Here is a 15,196-nt window from a genome sequence, read left to right as displayed (position 1 = left end):
TAAAACCTCTCTGTAATGAACACGGGGCCCGGCCGGCAGGGCCGGACCCCACGCCGATCAGACGGACAGCAGGAGGAACTCCCGCTCCCAGGAACTGATCACCCGCTTGAAGTTCTCGTGTTCGGCACGTTTCACCGCGACGTAGCCGCGGATGAACTTGCTGCCCAGGTACTGTTCAAGGGTCTTGCTGCCTTCCATGGTTTCCAGTGCCGCCTCGATGGTCAGCGGCAGTCGCAGGTTACGGCGTTCGTAGCCGCGGCCCTTGACCTGGGCACTGGGTTTGATGCCTTCGACCATGCCGATGTAGCCGCACAGCAGGCTGGCGGCCAGGGCCAGGTACGGGTTGGCGTCGGCGCCGGCCAGGCGGTTTTCCACGCGGCGGTTCTCCGGGTTGGAATCCGGCACGCGCAGGCCCACGGTGCGGTTCTCCTCGCCCCACTCGACGTTCACCGGCGCCGAGGTGTCGGGCAGGAAGCGGCGGAACGAGTTGACGTTCGGGGCGAACAGCGGCAGGGCCTCGGGGATGAAGCGCTGCAGGCCGCCGACGTGGTGCAGGAACAGCTCGCTCATGGTGCCGTCGGCATTGGAGAAGATGTTCTTGCCGGTCTTGATGTCGATGATGCTCTGGTGCAGGTGCATGGCGCTGCCCGGCTCGCCGGTCATCGGCTTGGCCATGAAGGTCGCGGCCACGTTGTGCTTGAGCGCGGCCTCGCGCATGGTGCGCTTGAACACCAGGATCTGGTCCGCCAGGTCCAGGGCATCGCCGTGACGGAAGTTGATCTCCATCTGCGCGGTGCCTTCCTCGTGGATCAGGGTATCCAGGTCCAGGCCCTGCGCCTCGCACCAGTCGTACATGTCCTCGAACAGCGGGTCGAATTCGTTCGCCGCGTCGATGGAGAAGGACTGGCGGCCGGTCTCCTGGCGCCCGGAACGGCCCACGGGGGCCTGCAGCGGGTAGTCGGGGTCGTCGCTGCGCTTGGTCAGGTAGAACTCCATCTCCGGCGCCACGATCGGCTTCCAGCCCTTGTCGGCGTAGAGCTTGAGCACGCGCTTGAGAATGTTGCGCGGCGACAGCTCGATGGGGTTGCCGAGCTTGTCGTAGGTATCGTGGATGACCATCGCGGTGGGCTCGATGGCCCAGGGGACGAGGAACACGGCATTCTCGTCCGGGCGGCAGACCATGTCGATATCGGCCGGGTCCAGCAGGTCGTAGTAGATGTCGTCCTCGACGTAATCACCGGTCACGGTCTGCAGGAGCACGGACTCCGGCAGGCGCATGCCCTTCTCGTTGAGGAACTTGTTGGTCGGCGCGATCTTGCCCCGGGCAATCCCGGTCAGGTCGGCGATCATGCATTCCACTTCGGTGATCTTGCGTTCCTTCAGCCAGCCGGTCAGCTGGTCTAGCTTGGTAGTCATAAAGACCTCAGGGTGTGAGAGCCCGGCCCCAACCGCCGGACTCAACGTTGCCCCGCCCTCTTGCTGCAGGCTTTGCCGAATGCCTGGAAGATGGCGAGATAGTTGGGATTGGATCGGACCTGCCACTCCGGGTGCCACTGCACGCCGAGGGCGAAGGCCCTGGCACCCTCCACGGAGAAGGCTTCGACCAACCCGTCAGGCGCCAGTGCTTCTACGCGAAGGCCCGGCGCCAGACGTGCAACGCCTTGGCCATGAATGGAATTGACCTGGATCTGCGCCGGCAAGCCGATGCCGGCGAGAATGCCGCCCGGCTGCACGTCGACGACGTGGCGCGGGGCGTATTGCACCTCGACCGGCTCGTCGTCCGGCTCGCGGTGGTCCATGAGTCCTGAAGTTTCGTGCACCTTCTGGTGCAGCGTGCCGCCGAGTGCCACGTTGATCTCCTGGAAACCGCGGCAGATGCCGAGTACCGGCACGCCAGCGGCGATCGCAGCGCGAATGAGCGGCAGTGTAGTAGCGTCTCGGGCGATGTCATGCAAAGTGCCTGCATCGCTCGCGGGCCCACTATAATGATGAGGCTCGATGTTCGACGGTGATCCGGTGAACAGCAGCCCATCGAGGCTGGAGAGCAAGGTGTCCTGGTCGAGAGCCTCGCCCAGGGCGGGAATGATCAGCGGTAGACCATTGGCCCCGGCCACCACGGCGCGGACGTATTTGTCGCCGACGGTATGGCTGGTTTTATGACCGACTTGCCTGACGCAGGCGGTCACGCCTATTGACGGCAGGCGAGACATGGGACACCCGTGCTTGTAAGTGTTATGGGTTGCGACCGAGCTTAGCGCTGTTCATTTTTTTACACAATAGCCCTGTAAAAAATCGCACACGCCTCGCTGAACATCCCATGACAACACGCTTTCACGGCCCCTGAGACAAGCCGAAATGCCCCAGAAATGGCCACCTTGCACCATAAGCGGGCAGGAAGTGGCGCTATTGACATCAACAGGCCTTTCGGATTGACTCACAGCCTAGCCCCCGCATGATTGATATTTTTAACAATAAAGGTGTTGCACCATGTCGGTACCCCCGAGTGCCGTTCCGCTCTCAGAAGCGACCGAGTTCCTGAAGGAACACCCCGAGGTCCAGTTCGTCGACCTCCTTATTGCAGATATGAATGGCGTGGTTCGCGGCAAGCGCATCGAGCGCACCAACCTGCCGAAAGTCTACGAGAAAGGCATCAATCTCCCCGCCTCGCTGTTTGCCCTCGACATCACTGGCTCCACCGTTGAAAGCACCGGCCTTGGCCTGGACATTGGCGACGCCGACCGTGTCTGCTATCCCATCCCCGACACCATAGCCATGGAACCCTGGCAGAAGCGCCCGACCGCGCAACTGCTGATGACCATGCATGAAATGGAAGGCGCGCCCTTCTTCGCCGACCCGCGTGAAGTCCTGCGCCAGGTCATCCAGAAATTCACCGACATCGGTCTGAGCATAGTCGCGGCCTTCGAACTGGAGTTCTACCTGATCGACCAGGAGAACGTGAACGGCCGCCCGCAGCCGCCGCGTTCGCCCATCTCCGGCAAGCGCCCGCAATCGGTGCAGGTCTACTCCATCGACGACCTCGACGAGTACGCCGACTGCCTGCAGGACATCATCGACGGCGCCCGCGCCCAGGGCATCCCGGCCGACGCCATCGTCAAGGAAAGCGCCCCGGCGCAGTTCGAGGTCAACCTCCACCACGTCAACGACGCGCTCAAGGCCTGCGACTATGCGGTGCTGCTCAAGCGCCTGATCAAGAACGTGGCATACGACCACGAGATGGATTCGACCTTCATGGCCAAGCCCTACCCGGGCCAGGCCGGCAACGGCCTGCACGTCCACGTGTCGCTGCTGGACAAGGACGGCAGGAACATCTTCGCCAGCGAGGATCCCGAGCAGAACGCCGCGTTGCGTCACGCGATCGGCGGTGTGCTCGAGACCCTGCCGGCCTCCATGGCCTTCCTCTGCCCGAACGTCAACTCCTACCGCCGCTTCGGCTCGGCCTTCTTCGTGCCGAACGCGCCGAGCTGGGGCCTGGACAACCGCACCGTGGCCCTGCGCGTGCCCACCGGCGCGCCGGAAGCGGTACGCCTGGAACACCGGGTGGCCGGCGCGGACGCCAACCCCTACCTGCTGCTGGCCGCGGTTCTCGCCGGCGTCCACCACGGCCTGACCAACAAGGTCGAGCCGGGCGCGCCCATCGAGGGCAACGCCTACGAGCAGCTGGAGCAGAGCCTGCCGAACAACCTGCGCGATGCCCTGCGCGAGCTGGACGACAGCGACGTGATGAACAAGTACATCAGCCCCGAGTACATCGACATCTTCGTCGCGTGCAAGGAACACGAGCTGCAGGAGTTCGAGTATTCGATCTCCGACCTCGAGTACAACTGGTACCTGCACACCGTATAAGAAGCACCCCGGACAACGCCGGCCCCGCGCCGGCGTTCGTCCGACCGCCTTGCCCGCCGGGCGGCCGCAGTGCACGACTGCGCCATGCCTTCCCGGCCGGGCGGGTTTACCTCGCCTCACCCTGCTCTGCCGCTCCACGCCGCAACCAAGCCCCGGAATGGCCGCCGGCCGTCCATGCTGTGCCTTGACATACAGGGAGAATGCCAATGCCACGCCTGCTCGCCCCGCTGTTGCTGCTGCTCTGCCCGCTGCTCGCCCAGGCCCAGGACGTCATCCGCGTCTACAACTGGAACGACTACATCGCCCCGGAAGCGCTCAAGGATTTCGAGAAGGCCACCGGCGTGAGTGTCGAGTACCACACCTACAGCACTGCCGAAGAACTGGACAAGGCACTGCGCGCCGGCGAGAAGATCGACGTCGCCGTCCCCTCCCACAACGACCTGCCGCAGCTGATCAAGGACAAGCTGATCCAGCCGCTGGACTTCACCCGCCTGCCCAACCGCAGCCACCTCGACCCGCAACTGATGAGCAAGCTGGCCGCCGTCGACCCCGACAACCGCCATGCCGTGCCCTACCTGTGGGGCGCCGTGGGCCTGGCGGTGAACCAGCCGCAGGCCGAGAAGGCCCTGGGCGGGCCGGTGCCGGACAGCTGGGGCCTGCTGTTCGACCCGCAGTACAGCGCGCGCCTGAAGGGCTGCGGCATGAGCCTGCTGGACGCGCCCGACGAGACCTTCTCGGTGCTGATGAACTACCAGGGGCGCAACTTCGCCCGCAGCGCGCCGACGCAGATCCGCCGCGCCGGCCAGGTGCTCGAGGCGCTGCGCCCGAACCTGCGCTACATCGACAGCGAGCGCTACATCCAGGACCTCAACGACGGCAAGCTGTGCGTGGCCATGGCCTGGGTCGGCGACGCCCTGCACGCGGCCCGCGCCGGGCAGCCGGTGCACTTCGTGGTGCCGCAGGAAGGCTCGGTGCTGTTCATCGACAACCTGGTGGTGCCCAGCAGCGCCCAGCACCCGGACCTGGCCCTGCGCTTCATCGACTTCATGCTGCAGCCGAAGGTCGCCGCCCAGGTCACCGCCGCCACCCTCTACCCGAACGCCAACGTCGACGCCGCGGCCTTCCTCGACGCCGAGCTGCGCCAGCAGCCGGGCCTGTACCCGGACCAGGAGACCAAGCGCCGCCTGTTCGCCCTGGAAACCGCCCCGCAGAAGACCGCCCCGGTGTTCAAGGAAACCTGGGACAAGCTGCTGGCCGAGCACTGACGGCCAGCGGCGCGCCGCCACGCCCCTGCGGCGCCAAGCCTGCGAACTTGCTCCGGGCGCCTGAGCTGAAGTCCAATAGCCGCTCATGCCCGGAGAACCCCATGCCCGCCCCCACCAGCTCCCGCAAGCCCCGCGCCAGCAGCCAGGCGCGCATCGCCAGCATCCTCGACGCCGCCCGCGCCCTGCTCGCCGAAGACGGCACCGCCGGCCTGTCGATCTACGCCGTGGCGGAGCGGGCGGACATACCGCCGTCCTCGGTCTACCACTTCTTCCCCAGCGTGCCGGCGCTGCTGCAGGCGCTGACCGGCGAAGTCCACGCCGCCTTCCGCGCCTGCCTGGCGGCGCCGGTGGACCACGAGGCCCTGCGCGACTGGCGCGACCTCTCGCGGCTGGTGGAAGAGCGCATGCTCGCCGTCTACGCCGCCGACGCCGCGGCGCGCCAGCTGATCCTCGCCAGCCACGGCCTGGCCGAGGTGACCCTCGCCGACCGCCAGCACGACATGGAACTGGGCCGCTCCATGCAGGCGCTGTTCGACCGCCACTTCCACCTGCCCGAACTGCCGGCGGACATCGAAGTGTTCAGCCTGGCCATGGAACTGGGCGACCGCGTCTACGCCCTTTCGATGCAACGCCACGGCCGCATCGAACCGCGCCTGGCCGAGGAAGGCATGCGGGTGTTCGATGCCTATCTGTCGCTGTATCTGCCGCCGTTTTTGCCTAAACGGCAGCTGTAGGAAAACGACAGCTGTAAGCGGCAAGCTTCAAGCTGCAAGCAGGAGCAGGAGCTGCTTTCGCTTGCGGCTTGGGGCTTATCGCTTGTAGCTTTAAGTCCGATATTTATCCGTCTTTCCGTCGGATTCGGTGCCGAGCCAGAAAAATATCGCTTCAAAAGCCGATTTTTATCGGATATAAATCGCCCCAGATCCGCGAAAGGCGCCGACCTCACGCCTTCTTGCGGCACCCGGCGGCCGCCGCCCAACCCGGAAGGCCGATAAGTATCCGAATAAAAAGGTGTTCCATGACCCGTACCGTCACCGTCGCCGCCACCCAGATGGCGTGCTCCTGGGATGTCCAGGCCAATATCGCCAACGCCGAGAAGCTGGTGCGCCAGGCGGCCGCCCAGGGCGCGCAGATCATCCTGATCCAGGAACTGTTCGAGACCCCCTACTTCTGCCAGAAGCCCAACGCCGACTACACCCAGCTGGCCACCCCGGTGGAAGAGAACCCGGCCATCGCGCACTTCCGGAAGGTCGCCGCCGAACTGAAGGTCGTGCTGCCGATCAGCTTCTTCGAGCGCGCCGGCCGCGCGCGCTTCAACAGCATCGCCATCATCGACGCCGACGGCAGCAACCTGGGCGTGTACCGCAAGAGCCACATCCCGGATGGCCCCGGCTACCACGAGAAGTACTACTTCAACCCGGGCGACACCGGCTTCAAGGTCTGGGACACCGCCTACGCGCGCATCGGCGTCGGCATCTGCTGGGACCAGTGGTTCCCCGAATGCGCCCGCAGCATGGCGCTGATGGGCGCCGAAGTGCTGTTCTACCCGACCGCCATCGGCAGCGAGCCGCATGACGCCAGCATCACCTCGCGCGACCACTGGCAGCGCGTGCAGCAGGGCCACGCCGGCGCCAACCTGATGCCGCTGGTGGCGTCCAACCGCATCGGCAAGGAAGAGCAGGACGGCTACGACATCACCTTCTACGGCTCCTCCTTCATCGCCGATCAGTTCGGCAAGAAGGTCCAGGAGCTGGGCGAGACCGAGGAAGGCATCCTGGTGCACAGCTTCGACCTGGACGCCCTGGAGAAAATCCGCACCGCCTGGGGTGTGTTCCGCGACCGCCGTCCGAACCTATACTGGCCGATCGCGACCCTCGACGGAGAGAACCTCTCCGAATGACCCCGCGCGGCGGGAGGCGATCCCTCCCGCCGCTTCGTCCGTAGCTGCCCGCACCTGGTGATCCCATGACCACTCTGACCAGTACCCCCCGCGCCGACGGCTTCCGCATGCCGGCGGAATGGGAACCCCACACCCAGACCTGGATGGTCTGGCCCGAGCGCCCGGACAACTGGCGCCTGGGCGGCAAGCCGGCGCAGGCCGCCTTCAGCGCCGTGGCCGAGGCCATCGCGCGCTTCGAGCCGGTCACCGTCTGCGTTTCCGCCGCCCAGTTCGAGAACGCCCGCGCGCGCCTGAGCGACGCCATCCGGGTGATCGAGATCAGCAACGACGACGCCTGGGTGCGCGACACCGGCCCGACCTTCGTGGTGGACGACCAGGGCGCCGTGCGCGGCGTGGACTGGACCTTCAACGCCTGGGGCGGCCTCGACGGCGGCCTGTACTTCCCCTGGCTGCGCGACGACCAGGTGGCAGCGAAGATCCTCCAGGTCGAACGTTGCGAGCGCTACCGCACCGAAGGCTTCGTGCTCGAGGGCGGCTCCATCCACGTGGATGGCGAAGGCACCGTCATCACCACCGAGGAATGCCTGCTCAACCGCAACCGCAACCCGCACCTGTCCCGCGAGGAGATCGAGCAGGTCCTGCGCGAACACCTGGCGGTGGACAGCGTGATCTGGCTGCCGGACGGCCTGTACAACGACGAGACCAACGGCCACGTCGATAACTTCTGCTGCTACGTGCGCCCGGGCGAAGTGCTGCTGGCCTGGACCGACGACGTCAACGACCCCAACTACCCGCGCTGCCAGGCCGCCATGCGCGTGCTGGAGCAGGCCCGCGACGCCAGGGGCCGCCAGTTGGTGGTGCACAAGATGCCGATCCCCGGCCCGCTGCACGCCACCGAGGAAGAATGCGCCGGCGTCGACCTGGTGGCCGGCAGCCAGGAGCGCGACCCGTCGATCCGCCTGGCCGGCTCCTACGTCAACTTCCTGATCGTCAACGGCGGCATCGTCGCGCCCAGCTTCGACGATCCGAAGGACGCCGAGGCCAGGGCCATCCTCCAGCGCGTGTTCCCCGACCGCGAAGTGGTGATGGTGCCGGGCCGGGAAATCCTCCTGGGCGGCGGCAACATCCACTGCATCACCCAGCAGCAACCGGCGCCGCAGAAACGCTGAGCCGGCAGCCGCCAACGAAAAGGCCGTCGCCCCGCAAGGGACGACGGCCTTTTTCATCACGGTACCCATCGCAAGATCCGCAGGCGAGCATGGCTTCTCGCAGGAGCGGACTCCGTCCGCGATGGACCGACCCCACACACGGTGCTTCCCTGTAGGAGCGCGCCCTGCGCGCGAATCGCGGGCAGGGCCCGCTCCTACAATTCGCCTCGCCGTGAGGCATGGCATCCCCCCCGTAGGAGCGGACCTTGTCCGCGATAGCCGCAACCTCCGGCGCGCTCCTACGGAAAGCCCTGGTTCTAGAACAGCGGCAGGGTGTAGCTGACGATCAGGCGGTTCTCGTCCTGGTCGCGCTGGGCCGGGGTAGCGCCCTGGGCCGGCAGGCCGCTGCGCAGCGAGGCGTTCTTCCAGGTGAAGCCCAGGCCCTTGAAGGTACCGTCCGGGATCACGTAGGCCAGGCTGATGTCGCGCTCCCACTCGCTCTGGTCGCCGCGGGCGGTGTCGATGTTGTCGCCGCGCAGGTACAGGGCCTGGAAGGTCAGGCCCGGCAGGCCTGCCTGGGCGAAGTCGTAGCCGTAGCGGGCCTGCCAGGTACGCTCACCGGCACGCAGGAACTTGCCGATCTGCACGTCGGTGATCAGGTAGGCGGTGGCGCCGTCGCCGTTGTTGATGAACGGGAAGTCGCTGTCGCCGCTGAGCTGCTGGTAGCCGACACCGAAGCTGTGGCCGCTGACGATGTAGGTGAACAGGCCGCTGTAGGCCTTGTTGTCCACTTCGCCCTTGGTCACGCCGTTGCCGTAGTAGCCGGAGGTGTAGTAGCGCGAGTCATGGCTGTTCTTGCCGTCGTCGCTGCTGTTGAAGTAGCGCAGGTCGCTCTTCAGGACGCCCGGGCCGATCGCCCAGTTGTGCTGCAGGCCGAGGAAATGCTGTTTGTAGAAGTCCTGCAGGTTGCCGTAGTAGTACTGCAGGGTCAGGTCCTTGGTCAGCTTGTAGTCGACGCCGCCATAGTAGAACTTGTTGACGAACTCGCCGGTGCGCGCATTGTTGGCGCCGGCGATGGACAGCCCCTCGTTGTTGCTCGAACTGCGCCCCTTGCTGTGCTCCAGCTGGCCGCCGATCAGCGTCAGGTCCTTGAACTCGTTGGAGGTGATCTGGCCGCCCTCGAAGGTCTGCGGCAGCAGGCGGCCGTCGTTGTAGGTCACCACCGGCAGCTTGGGCAGCAGGGTGCCGTAGCGCAGTTCGGTGGAGGAAACCTTCACCTTGGCGGTCGCCCCCAGGTGCGAGAAGTCGTCCACCGCGCGGCCATCGCCATCGGTGGGGAACACGGTGCCGGAGAAGCTGGAACTGGTCGGGTTGTAGTGGGTGCCCTTGCCGCTGTCCAGGCGCACGCCCAGCAGGCCCAGCGCATCGACGCCGAAGCCGACGGTGCCCTCGGTGAAGCCGGAGGTGTAGTTCAGCAGGAAGCCCTGGCCCCACTCCTCCTGCTTGCTCGGCTCGGCCGTGCCATTGCGGTTGTCGCTGTTGATGTAGAAGTTGCGCAGGGTCAGGCTGGCCTTGCTGTCCTCGATGAAGCCGCCGGCGCTGGCCAGCGGAACATGGGCGCCAAGGGCAGCGGCCGCCACGGCGAGCGCCAGGGTGGATTGCGTGATGTTACGACTCTTCATTGGTAATCCCCATTTATTGATCTTGTGTGAAGTCGGCAAGTCGCCAGCGCCGCGCGGCGCAAATCCCTCCGCCGCTCGCGCGGCCGGGTGCGGCCCGGGCCTGCAGGCGAATGGCGGTCGGTCGGTCGGACGCCCCTAGGCGGGGTCTCTACGTGGGCAAGCAGGCAGGAAGGAACTTGCGGAAAGGCATGGCAGCGTCATGGTGAATGCTCGTGTCTTGTTCTTGTGGGCGAAACCTGAGGCTTCACCCCGACATGGCAATCCCCGGGCCAACCGGCCTGGCATGTCCCGACACGTGGACTGGCGCGGGTTGGCGTCCCGTAGCCGGCTCCTTCGCTGCGCGCTGGTCAGCGGAAATCCGCCACCTTCCCCGGCCTGGCTGGCGGTTTGTCGCCATGCTCGCCGGACTTCATTGCCTGGACCCTGCGGCCACGCTGGGGGCAACGATAAGCAATCGGGAATAAATCCAAAAAGAATTAATTATTAAAATGTAATTTCATTTTGGAATAAATAATGCGCCATCGCGCCCTGCCAATCCATTTCCCGATAGGGGTACGGGACGGGGGCGGAAGAGGTAGCGGCGCGGAAAAGCGCCGCCTCAGGCCTGCTCGATACGGTCCTTGCCGTTGCGCTTGGCCTGGTACAGCGCGGCGTCGGCCCGGCCGTAGAGCGCCGAGAGGTTCTCGTCGTGGGGCAGCAGCAGGGTCAGGCCCTGGCTGACGCTGATACCGAAGGTCTGCTCGTCTTCCTTGAAGCGCAGGCGCTGCACCTCGCGCTGCAGGCGCTCGCCGATCTGCCGGGCGGTCACCTGGTCGCAGCCGGGCAGCAGCACGGCGAACTCCTCGCCGCCGATGCGGCCGAACAGGTCGCCGCGGCGCAGCGCGCCGGAGGCGCACTGGGCCACGCGCTGCAGCACGCGGTCGCCGACCTGGTGGCCGTAGCGGTCGTTGACCTTCTTGAAGTCGTCCACGTCCAGCAGCAGGAAGGCCAGGGCCGTGCCGGCCTGCTTGCATTCGCTGAAGGCCTGCTCGGCGTTGTCGAAGAAGTAGCGGCGGTTGCTGCTCTGGGTCAGCACGTCGGTGGTCGCCAGGCGCTGCAGCTCGCTTTCCAGGTGTTTCTTGTCGGTGATGTCCTCGGCGATGCCGACCACCATCAGCGGCAGGCCGGCCTCGCTGTGCTGGCTGATGAAGCACTTGTCGCTGAGCCAGCGTACCTCGCCGTCGGCACGCAGGATGCGGTACTCGCGCTGCTCCACGGCGCCACGCTCGAGCACCTGCAGCAGGCTGCTGGCGGCGTAGTCGAGGTCGTCCGGGTAGATGGCGTTGAGCCATTCGTTGTAGTCGGCCAGCAGCAGCGCCGCCGAACGGCCGAAGATGCGCTCGTAGGCGGGGCTGACGTAGACCATGCGCTGGGCCTGCCAGTCGAAGGCCCAGAGCACCGCGTTGACGCTGGCCAGCAGGGCGCTGAAGAGCTGCTCGCGTTCTTTCAGGCGCTCCACTTCGGCGCGGCTGTGCAGCAATGCCAGCAGCGCTTCGTCGAGATCCTGCGGCGCCCTGTACCTGTCGTCCATGTGTCAGCTTCCTACAACTAATCGAGTGGTCTATGACCGCAAAATTAGCCAAGTGCTCGACAAAAAAAGAAAAAGCCCGCCGAACGGCGGGCTTTTTGTGATAGACCTCTCAGATATCGGCCGGGCTCAGACAGCCGGGCGCAGCGAGTAGGTCTTCAGCTGTTCGGCGAAGTCGCGCAGCGACTGGATGCCGCTGGCCTCGGCCTCCTGCACCCACTGCTTGATGGCGGCCAGCATGTCGTGGCCGTTGGCGCTGGTCTTCACCCAGATCTGCTGCAGCGCCAGGCGCTTCTCGTAGATCACCTGCAGGGCCTGGCTGTGCGCCAGCAGGCGCTCGATGCGCGCGTGGTGGCGCTCTTCCAGCAGGCTGGTCTCGCGGGAGAGCAGGCGCTTGCCGCGGCGGAACAGGTGGCGCACCGAGGCATCGGCCTTGGCCAGCTCCTGCTTGACCAGCGGGCCGATCACCAGCTTGCGGTACTGGGCCATGATCTGGAAGCGGTTGTTGAGGATGGCCATGGCGGTGTCCATGTCCAGGCTGCCCTTGCCTTCCACCCGGTGGGCGATCGGCGCCACCCGCGCCACCCTGGCCAGGCGCAGGAAGCAGAACAGCTTGATCCAGGCCCAGCCCAGGTCGAACTCCCACTTCTTCACCGACAGCTTGGCCGAGTTGGGGTAGGTGTGGTGGTTGTTGTGCAGCTCCTCGCCGCCGATGACGATGCCCCAGGGCACCAGGTTGGTGGCGGCGTCGCGGCACTCGAAGTTGCGGTAGCCCACGGCGTGGCCCAGGCCGTTGATGACGCCGGCGGCCCAGAACGGGATCCAGGCCATCTGCACGGCCCACACGGTCAGGCCGAGGGCGCCGAACAGGGCGACGTCGATCAGCACCATCAGGGCGATGCCGCCCAGCGGGAAGCGGCCGTAGAGGTTGCGCTCCAGCCAGTCGTCCGGGCAGTTCTTGCCGTAGATGCGCAGGGTGTCCGGGTTCTTCGCTTCCTCGCGGTAGAGTTCGGCGCCCTTGCGCAGCACGGTGCCCAGGCCCTTGTACACCGGGCTGTGCGGGTCTTCGGCGGTCTCGCACTTGGCGTGGTGCTTGCGGTGGATGGCGGTCCACTCGCGGGTGTTCATCCCGGTGGTCATCCACAGCCAGAAACGGAAGAAGTGTTGCAGCGCCGGATGCAGTTCGAGGGCGCGGTGGGCGGAATAGCGATGCAGGTAGACAGTCACGCTGACGATGGTGACGTGGGTGAGCGCCAGCGTGACCACGATCAGTTGCCACAGCGGCAGATCAAGGAAACCGTTGTACCACATGAATGATAATGAACCTCGGCAATGGTCGATGAGCCTGGAACCAGGCCAGCTCGCATTATCACCAAGCGCGGCGGGAAAACCATCCGGTCTTTTTGATATGAACAGGGGCCATTGGCCATCCTCTATACTGCGCAGCCAATAACTCGTCCCCCTCGTCGCAATGAACCCACGCCCGAGTGCCCTCCGCATCTGCCTGCTGTACCTGCTGTTCGCCTGCCTGTGGGGGCTGACGAGCGACCGGCTGCTGCGCCTGGCGGTCGGCGAAGGCAACCTGCTGCCCTGGCTGGTGGCGAAAAAGTATCTTTTCTTTGCCATCAGCGCCGGCGTGCTCTTCCTGCTGATGGCCCGGCAGCTGAAGTGGATGCGGCGCGCCCTGGCCGCCCGCGAGCGGAGCGAACGGCGCTTCGAGCGGGCCCTGGACGCCCTGGACGACGGCCTCTGGGAGTGGGATATCGAGCAGCACCGGGTGTTCTACTCGCCCGGCTACGCGCGGATGACCGGCCTGAGCGCGGAAGAACTGGGCGACAGCTTCGGCACCTGGGAGCAGCGGCTGCACCCGGACGACCGCGACAGCGTGCTGGCCCAGCACCGCGACCTCCTGCAGCGGCGCAGCGAGCGCCTGGAATGCACCTACCGCCTGCGCCACGCCGACGGCAGCTACCGCTGGGTGCATGCCCGCGCGCGCCTGAGCGGCGGCCACGGCGGCGAGCCGCTGCGCATGACCGGCGTCAGCCGCGACGTCACCGAGCAGCGCAAGGCCAACGACCACCTGCGCCAGGCCGCGGCGGTGTTCGAGGCGACCCAGGAAGGCCTGCTGGTGACCGACGACAAGGGCGTGATCCTCCACGTCAACCCGTCGTTCCAGCGCATCACCGGCTACAGCGCCGACGAAGTGGTGGGGCGCAACCCCTCGATGCTCAAGTCCGGGCGCCAGGACGACGCCTTCTACCAGCGCATGTGGCAGGCCCTGAACACCGAGGGCCTGTGGTGCGGGGAAATCTGGAACCGGCGCAAGAGCGGCGAGGTATACCCGCAGTGGCAGCACATCTGCGCCGTGCATGACGAGCAGGGGCGCCTGACGCACTACGTCGCGGTGTTCTCCGACCTCAGCAGCATCAAGCGCTCGCAGCACGAGCTGGACTTCCTCGCCCACCACGACCCGCTCACCGGGCTGCCCAACCGCCTGCTGCTGCGCGAGCGCCTCGAACAGGCCCTGGCCCGCGCCGAGCGCGAACAGGGCGGCGGCGCCCTGCTGCTGCTCGACCTGGACCACTTCAAGCACGTCAACGACAGCCTCGGCCACAGCGCCGGCGACCAGTTGGTCAAGACGGTGGCCGAGCGCCTGCGCGGCTGCCTCGACGAGCACGCCTCCCTGGCGCGCCTGGGCGGCGACGAGTTCGCCGTGGTCCTGGAAAGCCAGCAGCCGCACCATGCCAGCAGCCTCGCCCAGCACCTGCTGGAAGCCATGCACGCGCCCTTCGAGGTGCAGGGGCAGCCGGTCTACATCTCCGCCAGCCTGGGCGTCAGCCTGTTCCCCGAGGACGCCCGCGACGTCGACCACCTGCTGCGCCACGCCGACGCCGCGCTGTTCCAGGCCAAGGCCAGCGGGCGCAACCTGTACGCCTTCTACACCCCGGAACTGACCGCCCGCGCCCGCTCCCACGTGCAGGTGGAGGCGGCCCTGCGCCAGGCGCTGGAGCACGACGAGCTGCGCGTGTACTACCAGCCGGTGCACGACCTGGCCAGCGGCCGGGTGGTCGGGGTGGAGTCGCTGGTGCGCTGGCAGCACCCGCAACGCGGCCTGGTGCCGCCCTGCGAATTCATCCCGGTGGCCGAGGAATGCGGGCTGATCGCCGCCATCGACACCTGGGTGCTGGACCAGGCCTGCCGGCAGATGCGCCAGTGGCTGGACGAGGGCGTGGCGCTGGAGTTCGTCGCGGTGAACCTGTCCAGCCGCCTGTTCGGCCGCGACGGCCTGGAGCAGCGGGTGGCCCGCGCCCTGCAGGAAAGCGGCCTGCAGCCGCGGCACCTGGAGCTGGAAGTGACCGAGAGCGCCATCATGCAGAACATCGACCAGTCGGTGGCCCTGCTGCAGCGCCTGCGCGGGCTCGGCGTGCAGCTGGCGATCGACGACTTCGGCACCGGCTATTCCTCGCTGATGCGCCTCAAGCGCATGCCGGTGCAGAAGCTGAAGATCGACCAGGGCTTCGTCGCCGGCCTGCCCGACGACGCCGAGGACGCCGCCATCGCCCGCGCCATCATCGCCCTGGCCCGGAGCATGGGCCTGCACGTGGTGGCCGAGGGCATCGAGCGTCCGGACCAGGCGGCCTTCCTGCTCGACCACGCCTGCGACGCCGGCCAGGGCTACTGGTACGGCCGCCCGCAGCCCGCCGACGAGCTGCCCTGGGCACGGGCCGCGTCGCGCCAGCCAAGTTAAAACCTTGTGGAATATAAAAATT

The 15,196-nt window shown here is 66.4% G+C and carries 11 protein-coding genes; 6 read left to right on the top strand and 5 right to left on the bottom strand.

Features of this window, described 5'->3' with window-relative positions; genetic code table 11:
- Nucleotides 1–57: 57 nt before the first annotated feature.
- Both CHC02_RS07385 and CHC02_RS07380 read right to left on the bottom strand, forming a co-directional pair.
- Nucleotides 58–1,416 (bottom strand): glutamine synthetase family protein, encoded by a 1,359-nt coding sequence (locus CHC02_RS07385; protein WP_089390839.1) that lies wholly within the window; start codon nucleotides 1,414–1,416, stop codon nucleotides 58–60.
- Between the two features lie 41 nt (nucleotides 1,417–1,457).
- Nucleotides 1,458–2,210 carry a gamma-glutamyl-gamma-aminobutyrate hydrolase family protein gene (locus tag CHC02_RS07380; RefSeq protein WP_089390838.1) on the bottom strand — a complete coding sequence of 251 codons (753 nt, stop codon included), beginning with the start codon at nucleotides 2,208–2,210 and terminating at the stop codon, nucleotides 1,458–1,460.
- 277 nt (nucleotides 2,211–2,487) lie between these two features.
- Between CHC02_RS07380 and CHC02_RS07375 the strand changes: the two genes are divergently transcribed.
- The 5 genes from CHC02_RS07375 (at nucleotide 2,488) to aguA (ending at nucleotide 8,198) form a co-directional block, all read left to right on the top strand.
- Nucleotides 2,488–3,864 (top strand): glutamine synthetase family protein, encoded by a 1,377-nt coding sequence (locus CHC02_RS07375; RefSeq protein WP_089390837.1) that lies wholly within the window; start codon nucleotides 2,488–2,490, stop codon nucleotides 3,862–3,864.
- A gap of 206 nt (nucleotides 3,865–4,070) precedes the next feature.
- Nucleotides 4,071–5,129 carry a polyamine ABC transporter substrate-binding protein gene (locus CHC02_RS07370; RefSeq protein WP_089390836.1) on the top strand — a complete coding sequence of 353 codons (1,059 nt, stop codon included), beginning with the start codon at nucleotides 4,071–4,073 and terminating at the stop codon, nucleotides 5,127–5,129.
- A gap of 101 nt (nucleotides 5,130–5,230) precedes the next feature.
- Nucleotides 5,231–5,863: a TetR/AcrR family transcriptional regulator gene (locus CHC02_RS07365; protein ID WP_089390835.1), complete on the top strand. Its 633-nt coding sequence runs from the start codon at nucleotides 5,231–5,233 to the stop codon at nucleotides 5,861–5,863.
- Nucleotides 5,864–6,147: 284 nt separating this feature from the next.
- Complete coding sequence (gene aguB, locus CHC02_RS07360; protein ID WP_089390834.1) at nucleotides 6,148–7,029, top strand: N-carbamoylputrescine amidase; 882 nt, start codon at nucleotides 6,148–6,150, stop codon at nucleotides 7,027–7,029.
- A 65-nt stretch (nucleotides 7,030–7,094) separates the two neighbouring features.
- Nucleotides 7,095–8,198 (top strand): agmatine deiminase, encoded by a 1,104-nt coding sequence (gene aguA / locus CHC02_RS07355; protein ID WP_089390833.1) that lies wholly within the window; start codon nucleotides 7,095–7,097, stop codon nucleotides 8,196–8,198.
- 296 nt (nucleotides 8,199–8,494) lie between these two features.
- Here the strand turns inward: aguA and CHC02_RS07350 are convergent, their stop codons facing one another.
- The 3 genes from CHC02_RS07350 to desA form a co-directional block, all read right to left on the bottom strand.
- Nucleotides 8,495–9,859 carry an OprD family porin gene (locus CHC02_RS07350; protein ID WP_089390832.1) on the bottom strand — a complete coding sequence of 455 codons (1,365 nt, stop codon included), beginning with the start codon at nucleotides 9,857–9,859 and terminating at the stop codon, nucleotides 8,495–8,497.
- Between the two features lie 598 nt (nucleotides 9,860–10,457).
- Nucleotides 10,458–11,429 (bottom strand): GGDEF domain-containing protein, encoded by a 972-nt coding sequence (locus CHC02_RS07345; protein ID WP_089390831.1) that lies wholly within the window; start codon nucleotides 11,427–11,429, stop codon nucleotides 10,458–10,460.
- A gap of 126 nt (nucleotides 11,430–11,555) precedes the next feature.
- Entirely contained in the window at nucleotides 11,556–12,737 is a 1,182-nt protein-coding gene (desA, locus tag CHC02_RS07340; protein WP_089390830.1) for a delta-9 fatty acid desaturase DesA, read from the bottom strand.
- Between the two features lie 160 nt (nucleotides 12,738–12,897).
- On the opposite strand from desA, the gene CHC02_RS07335 reads away from it, so the two are divergent.
- Nucleotides 12,898–15,174 (top strand): putative bifunctional diguanylate cyclase/phosphodiesterase, encoded by a 2,277-nt coding sequence (locus CHC02_RS07335; protein WP_089390829.1) that lies wholly within the window; start codon nucleotides 12,898–12,900, stop codon nucleotides 15,172–15,174.
- The last annotated feature ends 22 nt before the right edge of the window (nucleotides 15,175–15,196 follow it).

Origin of the sequence: Pseudomonas delhiensis (assembly GCF_900187975.1) — a bacterium.
GTDB classification, from domain to species: domain Bacteria; phylum Pseudomonadota; class Gammaproteobacteria; order Pseudomonadales; family Pseudomonadaceae; genus Pseudomonas; species Pseudomonas delhiensis.
The sequence above is the reverse complement of the archived record's forward strand: the minus strand, read 5'-3'. Positions and strand labels throughout refer to the sequence as shown.